Annotated in this window: 20 protein-coding genes; 14 read left to right on the forward strand and 6 right to left on the reverse strand. The window is 56.6% G+C overall.

Going from position 1 to position 19,655, the window contains the following annotated elements; genetic code table 11:
- The first annotated feature begins 130 nt into the window (after positions 1 to 130).
- A complete protein-coding gene (locus ACR0J2_RS04310) occupies positions 131 to 1,357 on the forward strand; it encodes a cytochrome b/b6 domain-containing protein (protein ID WP_480811759.1) in 1,227 nt (408 codons plus the stop codon).
- A gap of 68 nt (positions 1,358 to 1,425) precedes the next feature.
- Here ACR0J2_RS04310 and ACR0J2_RS04315 read toward each other — a convergent pair whose 3' ends face one another.
- Positions 1,426 to 1,998 (reverse strand): YceI family protein, encoded by a 573-nt coding sequence (locus tag ACR0J2_RS04315; RefSeq protein ID WP_170610251.1) that lies wholly within the window; start codon positions 1,996 to 1,998, stop codon positions 1,426 to 1,428.
- 126 nt (positions 1,999 to 2,124) lie between these two features.
- Entirely contained in the window at positions 2,125 to 2,643 is a 519-nt protein-coding gene (locus tag ACR0J2_RS04320; protein ID WP_480522521.1) for a hypothetical protein, read from the reverse strand.
- Positions 2,644 to 2,926: 283 nt separating this feature from the next.
- Between ACR0J2_RS04320 and rpsF the strand changes: the two genes are divergently transcribed.
- The 6 genes from rpsF (at position 2,927) to ACR0J2_RS04350 (ending at position 6,676) form a co-directional block, all read left to right on the forward strand.
- The gene (rpsF, locus tag ACR0J2_RS04325; RefSeq protein ID WP_170610248.1) at positions 2,927 to 3,280 is read left to right on the forward strand and encodes a 30S ribosomal protein S6; all 354 of its coding nucleotides are present in this window, start codon (positions 2,927 to 2,929) and stop codon (positions 3,278 to 3,280) included.
- Positions 3,281 to 3,307: 27 nt separating this feature from the next.
- The gene (gene rpsR / locus ACR0J2_RS04330; RefSeq protein WP_005608650.1) at positions 3,308 to 3,535 is read left to right on the forward strand and encodes a 30S ribosomal protein S18; all 228 of its coding nucleotides are present in this window, start codon (positions 3,308 to 3,310) and stop codon (positions 3,533 to 3,535) included.
- A 12-nt stretch (positions 3,536 to 3,547) separates the two neighbouring features.
- Complete coding sequence (gene rplI / locus ACR0J2_RS04335; protein ID WP_170610246.1) at positions 3,548 to 4,165, forward strand: 50S ribosomal protein L9; 618 nt, start codon at positions 3,548 to 3,550, stop codon at positions 4,163 to 4,165.
- 145 nt (positions 4,166 to 4,310) lie between these two features.
- A complete protein-coding gene (locus tag ACR0J2_RS04340; protein WP_170610244.1) occupies positions 4,311 to 4,787 on the forward strand; it encodes a lytic transglycosylase domain-containing protein in 477 nt (158 codons plus the stop codon).
- A gap of 226 nt (positions 4,788 to 5,013) precedes the next feature.
- Positions 5,014 to 5,715, forward strand: a complete 702-nt coding sequence (locus tag ACR0J2_RS04345) for a helix-turn-helix transcriptional regulator (RefSeq protein ID WP_170610242.1) — start codon at positions 5,014 to 5,016, stop codon at positions 5,713 to 5,715.
- Between the two features lie 97 nt (positions 5,716 to 5,812).
- Complete coding sequence (locus ACR0J2_RS04350) at positions 5,813 to 6,676, forward strand: acyl-homoserine-lactone synthase (protein ID WP_170619144.1); 864 nt, start codon at positions 5,813 to 5,815, stop codon at positions 6,674 to 6,676.
- Between the two features lie 103 nt (positions 6,677 to 6,779).
- On the opposite strand, the gene tig is transcribed toward ACR0J2_RS04350, so the two are convergent.
- The 3 genes from tig to ACR0J2_RS04365 form a co-directional block, all read right to left on the reverse strand.
- Entirely contained in the window at positions 6,780 to 8,111 is a 1,332-nt protein-coding gene (gene tig, locus ACR0J2_RS04355) for a trigger factor (RefSeq protein ID WP_170610238.1), read from the reverse strand.
- A gap of 183 nt (positions 8,112 to 8,294) precedes the next feature.
- Positions 8,295 to 9,419, reverse strand: coding sequence for a porin (locus tag ACR0J2_RS04360; protein WP_170676416.1), 1,125 nt, complete (start codon positions 9,417 to 9,419; stop codon positions 8,295 to 8,297).
- A gap of 319 nt (positions 9,420 to 9,738) precedes the next feature.
- Complete coding sequence (locus ACR0J2_RS04365) at positions 9,739 to 11,274, reverse strand: NAD(P)H-hydrate dehydratase (RefSeq protein ID WP_480811760.1); 1,536 nt, start codon at positions 11,272 to 11,274, stop codon at positions 9,739 to 9,741.
- Between the two features lie 167 nt (positions 11,275 to 11,441).
- On the opposite strand from ACR0J2_RS04365, the gene ACR0J2_RS04370 reads away from it, so the two are divergent.
- From ACR0J2_RS04370 to ACR0J2_RS04390, 5 genes are all read left to right on the forward strand, one after another.
- On the forward strand, positions 11,442 to 11,780 hold the full coding sequence (locus ACR0J2_RS04370) for a P-II family nitrogen regulator (protein WP_108800222.1): 339 nt from the start codon (positions 11,442 to 11,444) through the stop codon (positions 11,778 to 11,780).
- Positions 11,781 to 11,823: 43 nt separating this feature from the next.
- Positions 11,824 to 13,230: a type I glutamate--ammonia ligase gene (gene glnA / locus ACR0J2_RS04375; RefSeq protein ID WP_170610233.1), complete on the forward strand. Its 1,407-nt coding sequence runs from the start codon at positions 11,824 to 11,826 to the stop codon at positions 13,228 to 13,230.
- A 132-nt stretch (positions 13,231 to 13,362) separates the two neighbouring features.
- Positions 13,363 to 14,010, forward strand: a complete 648-nt coding sequence (locus tag ACR0J2_RS04380; RefSeq protein ID WP_480811761.1) for an MSMEG_1061 family FMN-dependent PPOX-type flavoprotein — start codon at positions 13,363 to 13,365, stop codon at positions 14,008 to 14,010.
- Positions 14,011 to 14,088: 78 nt separating this feature from the next.
- Positions 14,089 to 14,883 carry a lytic murein transglycosylase gene (locus tag ACR0J2_RS04385; RefSeq protein ID WP_170676410.1) on the forward strand — a complete coding sequence of 265 codons (795 nt, stop codon included), beginning with the start codon at positions 14,089 to 14,091 and terminating at the stop codon, positions 14,881 to 14,883.
- 199 nt (positions 14,884 to 15,082) lie between these two features.
- Positions 15,083 to 15,997, forward strand: coding sequence for a hypothetical protein (locus tag ACR0J2_RS04390; RefSeq protein ID WP_480811762.1), 915 nt, complete (start codon positions 15,083 to 15,085; stop codon positions 15,995 to 15,997).
- A gap of 36 nt (positions 15,998 to 16,033) precedes the next feature.
- Here ACR0J2_RS04390 and ACR0J2_RS04395 read toward each other — a convergent pair whose 3' ends face one another.
- Positions 16,034 to 16,777, reverse strand: a complete 744-nt coding sequence (locus tag ACR0J2_RS04395; RefSeq protein ID WP_480811763.1) for a heme-dependent oxidative N-demethylase family protein — start codon at positions 16,775 to 16,777, stop codon at positions 16,034 to 16,036.
- Positions 16,778 to 16,900: 123 nt separating this feature from the next.
- Between ACR0J2_RS04395 and dddP the strand changes: the two genes are divergently transcribed.
- A complete protein-coding gene (gene dddP / locus ACR0J2_RS04400) occupies positions 16,901 to 18,244 on the forward strand; it encodes a dimethylsulfonioproprionate lyase DddP (protein ID WP_170805468.1) in 1,344 nt (447 codons plus the stop codon).
- Positions 18,245 to 18,431: 187 nt separating this feature from the next.
- Complete coding sequence (locus tag ACR0J2_RS04405; protein ID WP_170610221.1) at positions 18,432 to 19,649, forward strand: bifunctional alpha/beta hydrolase/OsmC family protein; 1,218 nt, start codon at positions 18,432 to 18,434, stop codon at positions 19,647 to 19,649.
- Positions 19,650 to 19,655: the final 6 nt, after the last annotated feature.

Raw genomic sequence — 19,655 nt, forward strand, 5'->3', positions numbered from 1 at the left:
ACAATTGGCCCGGCACAAGCATTGCCTGCGCTCTGCATTCCGGCACCATCGCTGTGCGCACGGTCATATTGTGTCCTGTTCACACGGATATAGGTTGTGTCCAGACCTTCACCTTCGGAGCATCCGATCAATGCACTCGAAAAATACCTTCTCTACCTACGGAAGTATTGCCAAGACCTTTCACTGGTTGACGGCATTGCTGATTTTCACGGCATTGCCACTGGGCTTTTTTGCCAACAACCTGGCCCAGGCGATCTATGACCCGTCAATTCCGACTACCGAGGACGACATCGCGCAGGCCGCACGGCTGTTTTCGCTGCACAAAACTGTGGGCATCGCCGTCTTTTTCGTGGCCTTGGCCCGTATCCTCTGGACGATGACACAAACCAAACCCGGTTTGCTGAACGCAGAAAACAAGCCCGAAGCATTCGCCGCCGAAACAGTGCATTGGCTATTGTATGGCTCGCTTGTGCTGGTTCCCCTGACCGGCTGGCTGCACCACGCAGCCGCCGAAGGGTTCGCACCCATCCTGTGGCCCTTTGGCCAGAACCTGCCATTCATTCCCAAGTCGCCCGCTCTGGCTGAACTAACTGCCAGCCTGCATTGGCTGTTCATCATCGTATTGGCGGGTTCGCTGGTGCTTCACATCGCAGGAGCGCTGAAACACCATGTCGTGGATAAGGACAGTACGCTGCGTCGGATGTTGCCGGGCGCAACGGATGCGCCCAAGCCGCCCGCACAGAAACACTCACTTGTCCCCGCCGCCGCCGCGCTGGTCATCTGGTGCGGTGTGCTGGCGGCTGGCTGGACCACCGGTGTTTTCACCAAACACTCTGCCGTTTCCACTGAAACCGCCGAACTTGCAGAGGTTCAGTCGGACTGGCAGGTGCAGGAAGGAAACCTGTCGATCACGATCAAGCAACTTGGCAGCCCTGTAACCGGCAGCTTCTCTGACTGGACCGCCGCGATCACTTTCGACGAACCGGCAGAACCCGGCCTCGCAGGGTCGGTGGACGTGACCATTGCCATCGGCTCGCTGAGCCTCGGAACCGTAACGGATCAGGCCATGGGCGCGGATTTCTTCGACAGCGGCCAGTTCCCGACCGCCAGCTTCGATGCCGACCTGTTCAAAACCGAATCCGGATACGAGGCGCGTGGCCCCCTGACAATCCGAGACAAGACGCTGGACATCGCTTTGCCCTTCGCTCTGAGTATTCAGGATGATTTCGCAACAATGACCGGAGAAATAACGCTGGACCGGCTGAGTTTCGACATTGGCAAAAAAATGCCCGCTGAAGACTCGCTGGCGTTTGCCGTGACCGTTGCAGTAGAGTTGACCGCGTCGCGGGCCAAGTAACATTGACCAACAAAAAAACCGCCGGTGTTTCAGCACCGGCGGTTTTCTATTCAAAAGCCAAATCTGTCTTATTCAGCCTTTTGCGCTTCGATCGAGATAGAAATTTCCACCTCGTCACTGACGAACGGCGCGAATTGGCCCAGGTCGAAGTCGCTGCGCAGCAGGGTTGTGGTCGCGTCGAACCCGGCCCACTGCTTTCCAGCCATCGGATGCTCGCCAACCTGATTGAGCGTTGCGTCCAGCACCACGGGCTTGGTGATATCGTTCAGGGTCAGATCGCCGGTGATCTTGGCAGTGTTTTCGCCTGTCACTTCAATACCGGTCGAGGTGAAGGTAGCCAAATCACCCTCGGCCGCAGCAAAGAAATCCTCGGACATAAAATGATCCTCGCGCGGCTTCCAGCCCGTGATCATCTCGACCACCGGCATCGAGACGGTCACGCTCGACGCAGCGGGGTCTGCCTGATTGAACATGATCTCGCCTTCAAAACCCGAGAACATCCCGGTTGTGGTCGAAAATCCGAGGTGATTGTAAGTAAAGACGACCTGGCTGTGGCTTGAGTCCAGAACATATTTCTCGGCAGCAGCAAAAGCCGATGTTGCTGATACGGCCAGTGCGGCGGCCAGGAGGATAGGTTTCATAACAAACTCCGCAGAATTGGTGGTGCAACCCAGAATGGTTGCTCACTAACGTAAATGTGCCGCCCAAGGGCGGCACTCAACCTCTATTCTCTCACAAATTCTGTTCTTTTTTGAACAGAACGGGATTTAGGCGAAGATCGTAACGTTTCCGCTAAGTTGCCCCTTGAGCGCCCGGCTTACATCCGCTGATTGCAGCGGCAGCTTCATCAGAAGGCTGCCATCCATGTCGAACAACTCGACCTGATCATCCGCAAAACGTGCACCCCCCAGGGTTTCATAGCTGCGACGCAGAACCGTTTGCGGGCGACCATTTTCGTTTTTCTGCAGCACGCGCACTTCGCGGCGGATCGGATCAAAATATGCGTCCGGCCGGGCATCCATAATCTCGATCGTCAGCAAACTGACCCCGACCAGCAGGAACATCATCGAAGCCGCCAGTTTGATGGGCCACACTTCGGGTCCTGCAACGGACCCGGACATAAGCCACATGGAAAATGCGGCTACGATCAAAATCAGGCCCAAGGCCCGCGCCAAGATCATTCTCGCTTTCCAGTTCGGTGCGAAGGCCACCATGACAGGCACAGAATGTTCAAATCGCGAACCAGTGGCCGTCTTGTGAATTGCGTTTGTGTTCGTAGCGGTCATTTTCTTTACCCCGTCTCAGGTTGCCGTACTGAATTTGCTCGTTCCGGCTAGTCCCCGGCATACAAAACAACTTTGAGCCGAAAAGCGTCAGGAATTGGGCGCGCCAAAGGAATTAGGGCGACTTCACAAAGGCATATGTGGCGGGGCTTGCCCCTCGCGCTCAAACGTGTATATGGGGCCATCCTTCGCAAGAGTTATGAATCGCGCAGCCTCTCGTGGCAGGGTCGCGAAGGACCAGAAAGCCCCGCCTTTGAAATGCGCCTTGATATAAACAGGAGTGCACATGCCACTGTATGAGCATGTAATGATCGCGCGTCAGGACCTGTCCAACGCGCAGGCGGAAAGCCTCGTCGAACATTTCGGCACCGTTCTGGCTGACAACGGCGGCAAGCTGGTTGATAGCGAGTACTGGGGCGTCAAGACGATGGCCTACAAGATCAACAAGAACCGCAAAGGCCACTATGCCTTCCTGAAGACAGACGCTCCTTCGGGCGCCGTTCAGGAAATGGAACGCCTGATGCGTCTGCACGAAGACGTCATGCGCGTTCTGACCATCAAGGTCGACGGCCACGAAGACGGCCCGTCGGTTCAGATGCAAAAGCGTGACGAGCGTGGCGACCGCCGCGAGCGCCGTTGATCAAAGCCTGACGAAAGGACACAAACCATGGCCGCAAAACCATTTTTCCGCCGCCGCAAGGTCTGCCCGTTCTCGGGTGAGAACGCGCCGAAAATCGACTACAAGGACACCCGTCTGCTGCAGCGCTACATCTCTGAGCGTGGCAAGATCGTACCTTCGCGCATCACCGCCGTTTCGGCGAAAAAGCAGCGTGAACTGGCCCGTGCTATCAAGCGCGCGCGCTTCCTCGCCCTGCTGCCCTACGCCGTGAAGTAAGGAGAGACTGACATGCAAGTTATCCTTCTGGAACGCGTCGCGAAACTGGGTCAGATGGGCGACGTCGTTGACGTCAAACCCGGCTACGCCCGCAACTTCCTGCTGCCCCAGGGCAAGGCGCTGAGCGCGTCGAGCGCCAACATCGCGTCGTTCGAAGCCCAGAAAGCGCAGCTTGAGGCACGCAACCTGGAAACCAAGAAAGAAGCTGAAGCACTGGCTGAAAAGCTGGACGGTCAGCAGTTCATCGTGATTCGCTCGGCATCGGATGCCGGCGCTCTCTACGGCTCGGTCACGCCGCGTGACGCCGCAGAGGCCGCAACCGAAGCAGGCTTCACTGTCGATAAGAAACAGGTCGTTCTGATTGCTCCGATCAAGGAACTGGGCCTGCACTCGCTCGCAGTCAAACTGCACCCCGAGGTCGAAGTCGAGATCAAGATGAACGTTGCACGTTCGGAAGAAGAAGCCGAACTGCAAGCCTCCGGTAAATCGATCCAGGAACTGGCTGCTGAAGAAGAAGCTGCCGCGGAATTCGAGATTGCCGAACTGTTCGACGACATCGGTTCTGCCGCTTCGGAAGACGAAGATCTGGCACCGGAAGCTTCGGCTGAAGAAGACGAAGCCAAAGCCTGATCCGACAGGAAATGACGAGAAAGAGGCTGCGTACCATGCGCGGCCTCTTTTTTGTTTCAGCAAGTTTTTGCTGCTCCAAAAAACCCAACCTTGCAGTCCGATTATCGTTTTCTATCATCGGCCCCTCTATTGTCGGAGCTATCTTATGACTTTGTTCCTTCGCCGCAGTGTGCTGGCTATTCTGATTGCAACGCCCATAGCCGCCTGTAGCGGCTCCAACCGGCCCTCAGACGAAGCATTTGATCCACCGCTTTATCCGAACGAGACAGCCGAACTGCGCGAATCGATCAACAAGTGGGCCGATCACTACGAACTGCCGCGCGAACTGGTGCACAAGCTGGCGATCCGGGAAAGCACACATCGGCCCTGGGCAGTCAACCGCCCGTATTACGGATTGCTGCAAATCCTTCCCGCAACGGCACGCTCGATGGGGTATGACGGGAAAGCGCAAGGCTTGCTGGATGCAGACACCAATCTGGAATTCGCCGGAAAGTACCTAAGGGGGGCATGGTTGTTGTCCGATGGGGATCAGCAACGGGCGATTTTTCTGTACGCAAAGGGCTTCTATCCCGAAGCGAAAGCGCGAAAAATGCTGGTCGAAACGGGCCTGCGATCGGAATAAACCCCCTCAAAACGCCCCGAACTTCGCGTCAACCGGAGGTAATCCGGGATATTAAGTGCCGAAAAGGTATGTTTTTCCCCGTTCTGTTGCTTTAAGTACGCAATAAGCATACGCGGCTTGCACAAATGGCTTGCACAACACCCCAAGGTTGACGCAACGTATACACCGTGAAGGACGAAGACGGCATTTCTTTGGGGCTAGGAGTGTCACTGTAAGGGTTGGACCGGTGAAACTGATAGACTTGGCCGCAATCGACCATGAGGAAAAGTCGGCCTCAGACATCATCAATGCCGTCTGCGATGAGCTCGGCTTTGACTACGCTTCCTATGCAACCATGAACCCCATCAAAGGTGATGTGCAGGGTTATGCTAACTACCCTGACGAGTGGAAGATTCACTATGGCAGCCACGGCTATCACCACTTTGATCCCACGATTTATCAGTCAGTGCTTAGCATCGCGCCCGTTGACTGGGGGCGGTTTAACCATGACGAGAAATTCCATGCGGTCTTCCGGGATGCCAATGATTTCGGGATTACATCGCGCGGGCTGACTGTTCCGATCCGGGGGCCTTACGGCGAATGCGGAATGCTCAGTGTCACAAGGGATTGCTCGGACGCGGAATGGGAGAAGCTGAAGAAGCATGTGATGGGCGATCTTCAGATGGCCGCGGTTCACGCGCATGACACCGTTATGCAATCCGGTCTTTTGGCGAAAGCGTTGTACCTGCCGACCCTTTCGACCCGGGAAAAAGAGATCCTGCAATGGGTCGCCGAGGGCAAATCTCAGCAGGATATTGGCGATATTCTGTCCATTTCACACCGCACGGTAGAAGTGCACATGCGGTCGGGCCGCGAGAAACTCGGCGCGCTCACCACTCCGCAGGCCATCGGACGGGCCATCGGAATGGGCCTAATTGCCCCAGGTTAATCAAAAAAAAGACAAAATTACGGGAAACCCCCAATAGCCTTAAACCGAATCTTGGTTAAATTCTAAGACACGGTAACCAGACTGTAGGGGGATGGAAATGATCATCGTAATTGATGGTATGAACCAGCACAAATTCAAAGATGTATTGGACGACATGTTCAAGCTGCGGGCACGGGTTTTCGGGGATCGCCTTGGCTGGGATGTCAACATCAAGGATGGCCGCGAGCGCGATCACTTTGACGACCTGCATCCTGCACATGTTGTCAGCATCAACGACGAAGGGGACGTCGTTGGGTGCATGCGACTGTTGCAGACGACCGGGCCACACATGCTGGCCGACGTCTTCAGCTCTATCCTGGATGGCGAGGCTCCCATACGCAGCGCCCAGGTCTGGGAAGCGACGCGCTTCTGCGTCGACACCAAGAAACTCGGACGCGGACGCGGAAAGAACTCTGTATCCTACGTCACCAGCGAAGTCATGATCGGCTCGTTCGAATACGCACAGACAGCCGGAGTACTGGACTCGATCGCAGTGATCGATCCAGTGATGAACCGGGTCCTGCAACGTTCAGGCAACGCGCCGTATGACTATGTCGGCACAGCCAAGCCCATGGGCAAGGTCGTCGCCATGGCCGCACTCATGGATTGCTCGGATGAACGGATTGCAGGAATTCGCAACTATGCCGGGATTGAGCATGATGTCTTCTTGACCGAAGAAGCGGCTCTGGATCTTTATGCCCATGGCAAGACCGAAGCAGCGCCACAGCAGCCGGTCGCTAACTTCGACCATCAGCCGCTTTCGCAACTGGAACGGTACTTTGTCGAACAGATGAACGCGGCCACGAGCAAGGCCGAAGTCGAAGATGTTCTGAAACTGATCGAAGAGCTTTCGGACCGATTTACGCCAGAGCAAAAGACCGCTCTGCTACGAACCCCCCGTGCTTTTGCTCATGAGGCCTGACCCCCTCACCTCATAAGTACAAAGCCACCCATGCGGAGCCGTCTAATTTCAGACGGCTCCGCTTTTTTGTGCCCCACGTTGCCCGGGGGGGGGTGGAAGAGGATTACTCCTCTTCCAGTGCCTCAACGGCTTTTTGCAGATCGTCCTTGCTGACTTCTTTGTCGGCAACCTGCGCCAGTTCAACGATGTAATCGATGACCTTGTCTTCGAAGATCGGCGCGCGTAGCTGCTGCTGCATCTGAGCGTTCTGCTGCACGAACTCAAAGAACTGCCGCTCCTGACCCGGGTATTGGCGGGCCTGGTTCATGATAGCTTGCGTCATTTCTGCGTCGGTGACTTCAACCTCGGCCTTCTGGCCCAGTTCGGCCAGCAGCAGGCCCAGGCGCACGCGGCGTTCCGCCAGTTTGTTGTGCTCGTCAGTGGGCTCAATCTCACCGTGGTCATGGCCTTCCACTTCCGGGTTCTCTTCGTGCCACAGCTGGTGTGCGATCTGCTTGGCTTCAGCCTCAACCAGCGACGGCGGCAGGTCGAACGAGACTTTCTCGTCCAGCACATCAAGCAGAGCACGCTTCATGACAGCGCGCGACGCACCGGCGTATTCGGCTTCCAGACGCTCAGCGATCTGGCCCTTCAATGCGGCCAGGTCTTCGGCACCGAATTTGGTGGCCAGCTCGTCATTGATCTCGGCAGCGACGGGCTCTTTCACCTCTTTCACGGTGCAGGTGAATACAGCGTCTTTACCGGCCAGATGCTCGGCACCGTATTCCGCAGGGAAAGTCACGTTGACGTCTTTTTCTTCCTCGGCCTTCACACCAACCAGCTGCTCTTCGAAGCCGGGGATGAAGCTGTTGGAACCCAGAACCAGCGGATAGTCTTCGGCGGAACCACCTTCGAACTCTTCGCCGTCAACCTTGCCCACAAAGTCGATCACAACCTGATCGCCATCTTTCGCTTTGGAACCCTTGCGGCGCGCTTTGAAGTCCTGCGCGGTTTCGGCCAGGTTGTTCAGCGCTTCTTCGACGGCTGCGTCGTCTGCTTTGACAATCAGCTTATCCAGTTCGACCGACTTCAGGTCTACTTCGGGGATCGCAGGCAGCGCCTCATAGGACATTGCGACCTCGACGTCGTCGCCTTCTTTCCAGTCCTCATTGGTCATTTTGACCTCGGGCTGCAGCGCAGGACGGTCGCCGCTGTCCTCAAAGTGCTTGTTCATCGCACCGTCGATGCTCTCCTGCATCGCTTCGCCCAACAGGCGCTGGCCGAACTGCTTTTTCAGCAGCGCCATCGGTACCTTGCCTTTGCGGAAACCTTTCATTTCGATTTCCGGCTGCGCTTCGGTCAACTTCTCATTGACCTTTTCATCCAGCTCGGCTGCGGATACGACGATATTGTAGCCGCGTTTTAGACCTTCGTTCAGCGTCTCGGTAACCTGCATTATGGTAGTCCCCATAGGATTCGGGGCGCGCAAAACGGCGCGCCGGGCAAATTTGACGCCTTCTATTTGCCCAGCCGCCCGCGTGCAAGGGGGCAAAGCCCGGATCAGCTTTGTTTTGCCGCTGAATTGAACAAAAAAGCGCCCCGGAACGAACCGGAGCGCATGCTTGTCTCAGAAGCAGGATCAGAACCGCCAGCGCGCGCCCAGAACCCACGCTTCGTTTTTGTCGAAACTGATCGTGTCGTCGAAATCGTGGTTGCGGTACTTCAGATATGCGTCGGTGTTGATGCTGTCGAACCGCTGAACGATGGCAATACCCCAGGACTTGGTGCTTGAACCGCTGTTCTCAAAATCCGACCCGTCGAAATAGTCGATACCGACGCCGGTTTTGCCCCAGGACACCCAGTCTCCTTCATACGCCAGCTTGGTGTACCAATAGTCCGGATCGCTTGCACCGGATGAGGTGTCATCGCGCGAACCAAGGGCAGCGGTAAAGCTGAACCCGCTGGGCAGCAGAACCGAGGCTGACCCGATCGTGTCTTTCCGCTCACCGGATGAGTTGTCAAAATCGCGCACGGCATAGGCGATGCTAGCGGCGAACTCGACGCCGTTGGAGAACGTATTGCCGTAGGAAACCGCGATGTCATAGTAGTCGTCGTCATCGCTGCTGGACAGAATGTTCTGACCATAGGCAATTGCCGCCGAGAACCCGTTGAAATCCGGCGTGTCATAGCGGATGCGCCCGCGACGCGCCCCGTCAAAGTTGCTGGACGAGTCGCCCACTGTAATCGTGCTCAGTGTGCCTGTGGGATCACGATAGAAGAACGCTCCGTTTTCATCGTTGGTGAACGAATACAAAGCGGTCCCGACATAAGACAGATCAACTTCTGCGGCCCCATCTGATGCCATGCTGCCCTGACCAGCCGAGAACTTTCCGTACCCCCCCTTAAGCGAGAAATCGACGTGGCGAATGTCTTCGCGCGACCATCCGTTGTTGTTGGTGCCGAACTGGTTGGCCGTCCCTGTGCTGGGCAAGCCCAGGCCGGTTTCCAACCAGAACATGAACTCGTTGCTGCCATAAGGCTGCATCAACCGCAGACCGACCCGGCTGTTGGACAGGTCGTTGTCCAGAACACGTGTCTCGGTATCCTGGCCGTCGTCCACCGAAACAAGAGCGGGGTGGAACTGTCCGTATAGATGCACATATCCGCCGCTGTTATTTTCATATTTCAACTCAGCAGCAGCTGGTATCGCGCCTGTTGCCGCCAAAATCGCGGCTATTGATGAGTTTCTGAGAATCTTAGTCATATCTGTCACCATGATGGGGTTCTGGTTTCACGTCCCGCCCATTTGTTCACGAAAATCTGAGGTTCCAATAGCCGGCATTTCAGACAGTAGAAGCATTGCATATTAGCCACATCGAGAGCCCAAGGCAGAGATTTATACTCAATAATTTCAACCGCTTAAATCTGACTTTCAGCAGTCAAAGGTAGTCTGCAAGAAAATTCTGCCAATCAGCCATGCAACTGGCAAACACTTGCTGTGCATTTTCGTCAACGCCGCTGGCAAAATTACGCCGATCAGCCAGCTTTTCGGCGACCCACCGCGCAGACAATCAAACATTCAACTATTTCAAAACATTTGGCAACTGCTCGGGCAGGTCCTCGGCAATCAGTCCGGGGCCAAATTGCCGCGCACATTCCACATGCAACCACGTAGCAGCTTCTGCGGCCTGCATCGGCCCAAGCCCTCGCGCCATCAATCCGGTGATGAAGCCTGCAAGAACATCTCCGGCCCCTGCCGTGGCCAGCCATGGCGCCGATCGGTCATAAAACGCCGAGCTTATGGAACACCGCCCGTCCGGCGCCGCGATCACAGTATCCGGCCCCTTGAACAGAACCACGCATCCTGCCCGCTCGGCAGCATCACGGGTTGCGTCAACCTTGGAATATGCCGGGCCTTTGTCGGGAACTTCTTCCAACTTTTGTGCAATATCCGGAAACAGCCGGGCAAACTCGCCCCCGTGTGGTGTCAGAACGCAGGTCTCATGCAAATGATCGAACAATGCCTTGGGGTCCTCTGAAAACGCCGTCAACGCATCTGCATCCAGAACGGTTGAGCGCCCTGCCGACAGTGCCGCCGGCACCAAGTCACGAGCGCGATCCAGCCCCATTCCCGGTCCAAGGCACAATGCATTCAGTCGCCCGTCCTTCAGCACCCGGGAAAGCTCGTCGGCCCCTTCAGCCAGTTGCAACATGACAGCGGTGACCTGTGCGGCAACTTCCAACTGCGCGGCCGGGGGCACACCAATTGTCACCAGCCCTGCCCCAATCCGCAACGCGCCCCGCGCGGCCAACCGCGCGGCGCCGGTTTTGCCCGGTCCGCCGGACAGGATCAGGGCATGGCCATAAGAGTATTTGTGATCCTTCGGTTCCTTCGAGACCCGAAAACTCTTTTCCGAAACCAGCTTAACAATTCGATTGTCTTTTTTTCGCTCAAGGCCGATCGACTTTGTCCGAACCACACCGCAATTGGCGGGGCCTTCGCCGATCATGTGACCAACCTTCATGTCGTGAAAAGTTACGGTGAGATCCGCTTGGATCACATTTCCCAGCACGCGCCCACTGTCGGCGCACAAGCCGCTGGGAATATCGATTGCAACCACCCGCAAGCCGCGTCCTGACGACAGGTCCCTTACCCGCTCATTTGCCAACAAGGAGAAGCCGCCCAGAAACGGTCGCGTCAGCCCGGTTCCGAACAATCCATCAATTACCAGGTCTAGGTCTGAAGGGAAATTGAGATTGTCATCTGCAAGCGTATCGATCTTTCGGACACTGACGTCGGACTTGCCTTGGCACCGCTCAAAGTTTCTTCGTGCGTCAGGCGGGAGTTTTGCGGCGTCGCCGTACAGAAACACCTCAACCTCCCAGCCCCACTCTTTCAACAACCGGGCAACGACAAACCCGTCACCACCATTGTTTCCCGGCCCGCACAACACCAATGCGCGACCGGACGTTTTTGCCAGATCGGGCCATTCCTCAAAAATCGCCTCAACAACGCCCTGCCCGGCGCGTTCCATGAGTTCCAGACTGGTAACCTCGCCCGATTCAATCGCAGCCAGTTCAATCGCCCGCATCTGCGCCGCCGTCAGCAAATCCGTCATCTCATCTCCCGCGCGATTCAATTTCGATTACATTTTGTGCAACTCGATGAAAATTTAACCGCTCGCTGAAATTCTACGCACAAGCAACCGGTCCGTTTCGCAATCAGATTGCCCAGCGATCTTAGACGTGATCACTGCCAACCTGACAAGCAGATTAGGAGGCCGGGATGAAGAAGATCGAAGCGATCATCAAACCGTTCAAACTGGACGAAGTGAAAGAGGCGCTGCAGGACGTTGGCGTCCAGGGCCTCAGTGTCATCGAGGTTAAAGGGTTCGGCCGTCAGAAGGGCCATACCGAACTCTACCGCGGCGCGGAGTATGTGGTCGACTTCCTGCCGAAGGTAAAAGTCGAGGTGGTGTTGGACGACGATCAGGTCGACGCGGCCATCGAAGCCATCGTGGATGCCGCCAAAACCGACAAGATCGGCGACGGCAAGATCTTTGTCTCACCCGTCGAACAAGCCATCCGCATCCGTACCGGCGAGACCGGCTCGGACGCCCTGTAAATCAACCGAATATCCTGACATATCTATCAGAAGGACCAAGGGAATGAGCGCAGAAGCAGTTCTCAAAACTCTCCGCGAAGAAGACGTCGCCTACGTCGACATCCGCTTCACCGACGTGCGGGGCAAGTTGCAGCACGTGACCGTCGATGTGGATCTGGTCGATGAAGACTTCCTGGAAGAAGGCTTTATGTTCGACGGCTCCTCGATTGCTGGCTGGAAGTCGATCGAAAACTCGGACATGAAACTGATCGCCGACACTGAATCGGCCTATATCGATCCGTTCTACGCCGAAAAAACGCTGTGCCTGCACTGCTCGATCGTTGAACCTGACACCGGCGAAGCTTATGGCCGCGACCCGCGCGGCACCGCACAGAAGGCCGAAGCCTATCTGAAAGCCAGCGGCGTTGGTGACGTGGCCTATATGGGCCCCGAAGCCGAATTCTTCCTGTTCGATGATGTCCGTTATTCCAATACAATGAATAAGGTATCGTTCGAAGTTGATGCAACCGACGCGGCCTGGAACACTGATACCGAATACGAAATGGGCAACATGGGCCACCGTCCGGGCGTCAAGGGCGGTTACTTCCCGGTGAACCCGATCGACGAGGCGCAGGACCTGCGTTCGGAAATGCTGTCGACCATGAAGCGTCTGGGCATGAAGGTCGACAAGCACCATCACGAAGTTGCCTCGTGCCAGCACGAACTGGGTCTGATCTTCAACAGCCTGACCAAACAGGCGGACGAGCTGCAGAAGTACAAGTACGTCATTCACAACGTGGCACATGCCTATGGCAAGTCGGCAACTTTCATGCCCAAGCCCATCTATGGCGACAACGGCACCGGCATGCACGTGAACATGTCGATCTGGAAAGAAGGCAAGCCGCTGTTCGCAGGCGACAAATACGCCGACTTGTCAGACGAAGCCCTGTGGTACATCGGCGGTATTCTGAAACACGCCAAGACCCTGAATGCTTTCACCAACCCGTCGACCAACAGCTACAAGCGTCTGATCCCGGGCTTTGAGGCACCTGTTCTGCGCGCCTATTCGGCACGCAACCGTTCGGGCTGCATCCGTATTCCATGGACCGAAAGCCCGAAAGCCAAGCGCGTCGAGGCCCGCTTCCCCGATCCGGCTGCAAACCCCTACCTGGCGTTTGCCGCGCTGCTCATGGCCGGTCTGGACGGCATCAAGAACAAGATCGATCCGGGCGAAGCCATGGACAAGAACCTGTACGATCTGCCTGCCGAAGAACTGGCCGACATCCCGACCGTTTGCGGCTCGCTGCGCGAAGCTCTGGAATCTCTGGCATCCGATCATGACTTCCTGCTGCAGGGCGACGTGTTCACCAAAGACCAGATCGACGGCTACATCGCGCTGAAGATGGAAGAGGTCGAAACCTACGAGCACACGCCGCATCCGGTTGAATACGGCATGTACTACAGCTGCTGATCAGGAACTTTCGACGAAAATTCTCGCAAAGGGGGCGTCCATCGGGCGCCCCTTTTCTTGTCGCCGCACTGGATTTGACGGATTGCGAGTGATCTTTCACACTCGGGCCACAGATCCCAGCGGAGAAATCTCATGCCCGCCAGTGACGCGCCTTTTTCACCTTATTCGCATTTCATTACGTCTGCGGACGAACTGGAACAGATTACCGGTGCGCCCCTGCCGCAGATTGTTGCCAAGGAAATACCGGCATTGGATCAGATGTGCCGCGATTTCATCGGCACCTCACCGTTTTGCCTGATCGCGTCGGCCAATCCCGACGGTCACCTTGATATCTCGCCCCGCGGCGATCCCGCGGGGTTTGTCGAAATCCTGTCTGACACTCTGATCGCTATCCCGGATCGCCCCGGCAACAAGCGAGTGGATACGTTTCATAACATCCTGCATGACCCACGCGTGAGTGTGATCTTTCTGGTCCCCGGGAAAATGGAAACATTGCGATTGCGCGGCACGGCCCGGCTTTGCGCCGATCCGGATTTGCTGAGCGGTATGACCATGAGCGGCAAAGCACCAAAGCTGGCACTACTGATCCATATCCAGACGATTTTTGCCCATTGCCCAAAGTGCATCGTCCGCTCTCACCTTTGGCAACCCGAAGAATGGCCGGATTCATCTCATCTACCCAATATGAACGCGATGATGGTCAAACACGCCAGAATCGACGCCACGCCGGAACAGTGGTTTGAAAGCCTCAAAGAGGCCGGAGAACTGGACCTTTACTGACCCGTCCCGGGATTTCGTTTGCCATTTCCCGCATGGCGCGTACGCTGCCCCAGAGTTTCAAGTTATTGGATAGGTTTCATGCTTCGACTTGCAACGGCGATATTCTGTGCCTTGTCCCTGCCGTCCCTGGCACTCTCCGCGCCTTGCGGCAACACCGGCAGCGGGTTTGAGGTATGGAAGGCAGATTTCGCCAAACAGGCGCGGCGCGCGGGTGTAAAAAAGAAAGGGCTGCAGGCACTGGCCCAGACGCAATACGCCACGCGAACAATTTCAGCAGATCGTAACCAGAAAAGTTTCAAATACTCGCTGGACAAGTTCATGCAGGTGCGCGGCGCCGACACGATTGTCGCGCAGGGACGCAAGCGAAAGTCCCGCAACCCGCAGTTTTACGCCGCGCTTGAACGGCAATACGGCGTACCTGCCGGTGTTCTGATCGCCATTCACGGCATGGAAACAGGGTTTGGAAACTTCATGGGCGACAGCCAGGTTGTTTCCGCAATAACGACACTGGCCTATGATTGTCGCCGTTCCGAATTCTTCATTCCGCACGCAATCGGGGCATTGAAACTGGTGGATCAGGGCAGCGTCACGATGGCGACAAAAGGGGCAAAACATGGCGAGCTGGGCCACACGCAGTTCCTGCCGGGGAATGCCCTGACCTATGGTGTCGATGCGACGGGTGACGGTCGGGTGGACTTTTACAACATGACCGACGCCCTGGCTTCGACCGCGAATTTTCTTCGCAAGAAAGGGTGGAAACCCGGCCGGGGCTATCAGAAAGGGCAGCCCAATTTTGCGGTTATCCAGCAGTGGAATGCCGCCTCGGTCTATCAGCAATCCATAGCAATCATGGGGCAGCGAATCGACCAATAGGCGAAACAAGGTTCCAACACAGGCGATCCCAACTTTGGCCACATTGTCGCCACAGATGCCCGAATTTTCCCCTAGTCTCTTGGTTTCCAAAGCGTAATCAATCCCTCGAAAATTGATTTTTTTTGCATTTTCGTCAAATTCTCCCCCAGATCACCCGCTAGTCTGCGGTCTCAGACAGAAAGCGACAAAGGAATGCGCGGTGAGTCGGAAGCACAGTTATCATGGCGGTCTGCAATTTGACGGTGAGACCAAGGGCGCGATCGAACGCTTTGGCAATATCGTCGCGGCGACGCTGGAAGACTATGGTCATCTGATCGAGCGAAAGTCACTGCTCAGCGGCACCGAGGCCAGCATCGTCTCAAGCCAGTATTTGGTTCGTCTGACACTGGATACGGAATTGAACGGGGTCGACGACCGTTTCGACCGGCTGGACCGCACTGCGGGCCTCAAAACGATACCCAGACCGCCGGTAACACGACCAAAGAACCGTCTGGTCATTTCGGTCTCACCGGTGTCAGCTTTGCTGGATGACAGCGAAATTTCCGAGCTTATGCTGGTTGTGATCCTGTATCGCATGGTCGACATCTGCTCGACCCAGCGCGTGGAGTGGCTTTCGCCCAACGCGGTTTTGACCATCGAACAGTTCATGAGCGCGTTTGACACGCTAATGCCAAGCAAACCCAGGGACAGAAAACAGATATTTCAGTCCGTAACCGGCCCGTTTGCAGGCGTCAGCACCTCGAATACCGCAGATCATTACCAGCCGGAAGCCGCGGTACCGAAACCGAACGCAAGGCCGATCCAGTTGTCGGACGATCAATTGCTGAGCATCGCGTTCAGAACAGATCAGACGGATCAACAGGCCCACGCACCGATTGAACCGACCACCGACGAGGATGAAAAGCCCAGCGACATCCTGCGTCTGACAAGTTGGGGCCTGACCGGGGCCGTGGCCAGCATGTCGGCACCGATCGCGCTTTCTCTGGCTGCTGTGAACCTGATCCGGGGCGAGGATTTCCGACTCAATACTCAGGTTCTGGCTTTTACGGTCGCGATCGTGACCCTTAATTCCAGTGGCGCATTTGCAGGTGTTGCCGGTGCCCTAGGTCTATGAAACTTTACTAGAAGACCCTCCTAGGAGGCCCCGCCATCAGGCGGGGTTTTCCATTTCCAGCACCCTGTCAACCGCCAGAACATAAGTGTGGATCGAGAAAACAACGGCGCGCGTTTGGGGCAGTCTTAGAATGGTCTGACGCTCGCTGCGCAGAAAAGGCGTGTTTCCCGGATCCCGGATTTTCCGCGGCTCGCTGGTGCTGCGGGGCTGAAACAGCTCGGCGTCATCGTACCACAGCGCGTTAAAGCGCCAGAGTGGCCGATCCGGCTGAATCCCGTCAAACAGACGCTGAACCCGCCTGGCGACGTTTTCATCATAACTGTTGACGGTATGATGAATATCGATCAGCGGACGCATGAATTTCTCGGACAGTCGCCAACTGGCCGGGAAACACAGTATCGCACCGGTCAGAACATGTTCGCCGCCCTGTTTCTGCAGAATGCAAAAATCTTCCTGAACAAGCTGGCACAAAGTATCCAGGGGCCTTGAGCGGTCAATACCCACTTCTGCCCCGTCAGACCGGATCACATGATCGGGTGCTTCGGGATAAACCTGCCGCAACACCATATCCAGCAATTCCTGCGCAGCCGGTTCTGCACCGGGATCCAGTGCCAGAACATCATCGCGTCGCTCTGCCAACAAATCCTCGCGCCTGCGCATCTGGGCTGCAAACGCTTCGTCGCGGGTCAACCAGTCTTCAGGGCGTGCGGGTCGAATCCCCGGCAGCGGCTTCGCAGCCAGCGGGTTATAGGGAATGTGTTGTTGCAGTATTTCAGTCATGGCCTAGGGCTATCACCGTATTTTGGTATTGTCGGTCCAAAAGCGACTGAACATGGGTCGCAAACTACTAAGACGGCATGGGACGGTACGACCATCTTTGCCGGGCCAAAAGGGAGCGAAGCCATGAATCAGCATTACCGGGACACCCGCAAGATCGACCCGACCAAGGGGGCAACGCTGGGTGACGGTACGCCAAACGAAAACGACCGCATAGAAATCGGCCCGACCCAATTGGCGTTTGCAGAATGGGAACAAGCGGGTCTGGTTCTTCCCGATCTGGCCCGGATGCGGGAATATCGATGGAAACGGCTGACCCAATCTATCGTTGATCGCGGATACGGCGGGTTGCTGATGTTCGATCCGCTGAACATCCGATACGCCACCGACAGCACCAACATGCAGCTGTGGAATACACATAACCCGTTTCGCGCGGTTCTCTTATGCGCCGACGGCTATATGGTGATCTGGGATTACAAGAACTCTCCCTTTCTGTCCAAGTTCAATCCATTGGTGCGTGAACAGCGTTCGGGCGCTGATCTGTTTTATTTCGACCGCGGTGACAAGGTGGACGTGGCCGCCGATGTTTTCTCGAACGAGGTGCGCCTTCTGATCGACGAGCACAGCGGCGGCAACAAACGACTGGCAGTGGACAAGATCATGCTGCACGGGCTGCGCGCACTTGAAGCGCAGGGATTCGAGATCATGGAAGGCGAAGAGGTCACCGAAAAGACCCGCGCCATCAAAGGTCCCGACGAAATCCTCGCCATGCGCTGCGCCAATCACGCCTGTGAAACCGCTGTTGGCGAGATGGAAAAGTTCGCCCGCGCCAATGTTGGTGACGGCAAGACCTCGGAAGATGATGTCTGGGCTGTTTTGCACGCCGAAAACATCCGGCGCGGCGGCGAATGGATTGAAACGCGCCTGCTTGCCTCGGGCCAGCGAACAAACCCCTGGTTTCAGGAATGTGGCCCCCGGGTAACCCGGAAGAACGAAATCATTGCCTTTGACACGGACCTGATCGGTTCCTACGGGATCTGCATCGACATTTCCCGCACCTGGTGGATCGGCGATGAGAAGCCGCGCGCCGACATGATCTATGCCATGCAGCACGCGCATGAACATATCATGACCAACATGGAAATGCTGAAGCCCGGCGTCACGATCCCCGAACTGACGGCCAATGCTCATAGGCTGGACGAAAAGTTCCAGGCCCAGAAATACGGCTGCCTGATGCATGGCGTGGGCCTGTGCGATGAATGGCCTCTGGTTGCCTATCCGGATCAGGCGGTTGCGGGTGCCTACGACTACCCGCTTGAACCGGGCATGGTTCTGTGTGTCGAGGCAGCGGTCGGAGAAGTCGGCGGCGACTTTTCGATCAAGCTTGAGGATCAGGTTCTGATCACCGAGGACGGATATGAGAACCTGACGAAATATCCCTTTGATCCAGCCCTGATGGGTTTGGCTTAGATCACCTTCCAACCAGACCGCGTCACCTGGCATTCTGCGAGAGGTTCTGCCTCTCGTGCCTTCACAGATGCTTTTGGCATAAGAAGAACTCGGGAATTCCTGTCACCTCCGCGTGAGGCACATGTCAGGCGGGTTGAGATAAGGCGTCGCTGTGCCCACTGTGAAGCCAACGACCAAGGAGTTCCTTATGCCAACCGAACGCATTACATTTTCCGGGCACGATGGCAGCCAACTGGCAGCCCGCCTTGACCTGCCCGACGGGCCGGTTTTGGCAACGGCCCTTTTTGCGCACTGCTTTACCTGTTCCAAAGACATCCCTGCCGCGCGGCGCATTTCTGCGCGCCTGGCGGTCATGGGCATTGCCGTGCTGCGTTTTGATTTTACGGGTCTGGGACATTCTGGAGGCGAGTTTGCAAACACGACTTTTTCGTCAAATGTTGAAGATCTGATCGCGGCGGCGACTTATCTGGAAGGGCGTGACATGGCTCCTGCCCTGCTGATCGGGCATTCGCTGGGCGGGGCCGCTGTTCTGCGGGCACGTGCGGGCATTCCCTCGGTCAAGGCTGTTGTCACTCTTGGCGCACCGGCCGATCCAGGGCACGTGTCCCACCATTTCGAAGCCGCGTTGCCGGAAATCGAACAGGACGGTTCGGCCGAGGTTCTGCTGGGCGGGCGGCCGTTTCGGATCGGAAAAGCCTTTGTGGATGACATATCTGAATCGGCTTTGACCCCGGCCATCGGTGATTTGAAAGCTGCACTTCTGATCCTGCATGCCCCACGTGACGAAACGGTGAGCATCGACAATGCCGGTGCGATTTTCCAGGCCGCCAAACATCCCAAAAGCTTTGTCACCCTCGATGATGCCGATCACCTAATTACGCGGGCCTCCGATGCCGAATACGCCGCCGATGTAATCTCGGCCTGGGTTGGACGTTACGTACCCTTGTGTCCGCCCGCACCGCCGCCCGGCGCGCCGGAAGGTGTGGTGCGGGTGATCGAGGCCGACCCATCCGGCTTCTTGCAGGATATTCAGGCTGGCCCCCGTCACCACGCGGTCGCGGATGAGCCAGCCTCGTACGGGGGTACGGATCGGGGCATGTCGCCCTATGGTTTCGTCTCATCCGGCCTGGGTGCGTGCACGTCCATGACGATCCGCATGTATGCGCGGCGCAAGAACTGGCCGCTGACCCATGTCAGCGTCGATGTCTGCCATGACAAGGTTCATGCGCAGGATGCCGGGCTTGTCACGGAAGGCAAGGTTGACCTGTTCCGCAGAAAAATCCGGCTGGAAGGCCCGCTGACGCAGGACCAACGCACCCGGCTTATGGAAATCGCCGACAAATGCCCCGTGCACAGAACTTTGGAAGCGTCCGTCCACATAACAACCGAATTGCTTCCGACCTGAACGCCC

The organism is Ruegeria sp. CG4 (assembly GCF_056537185.1).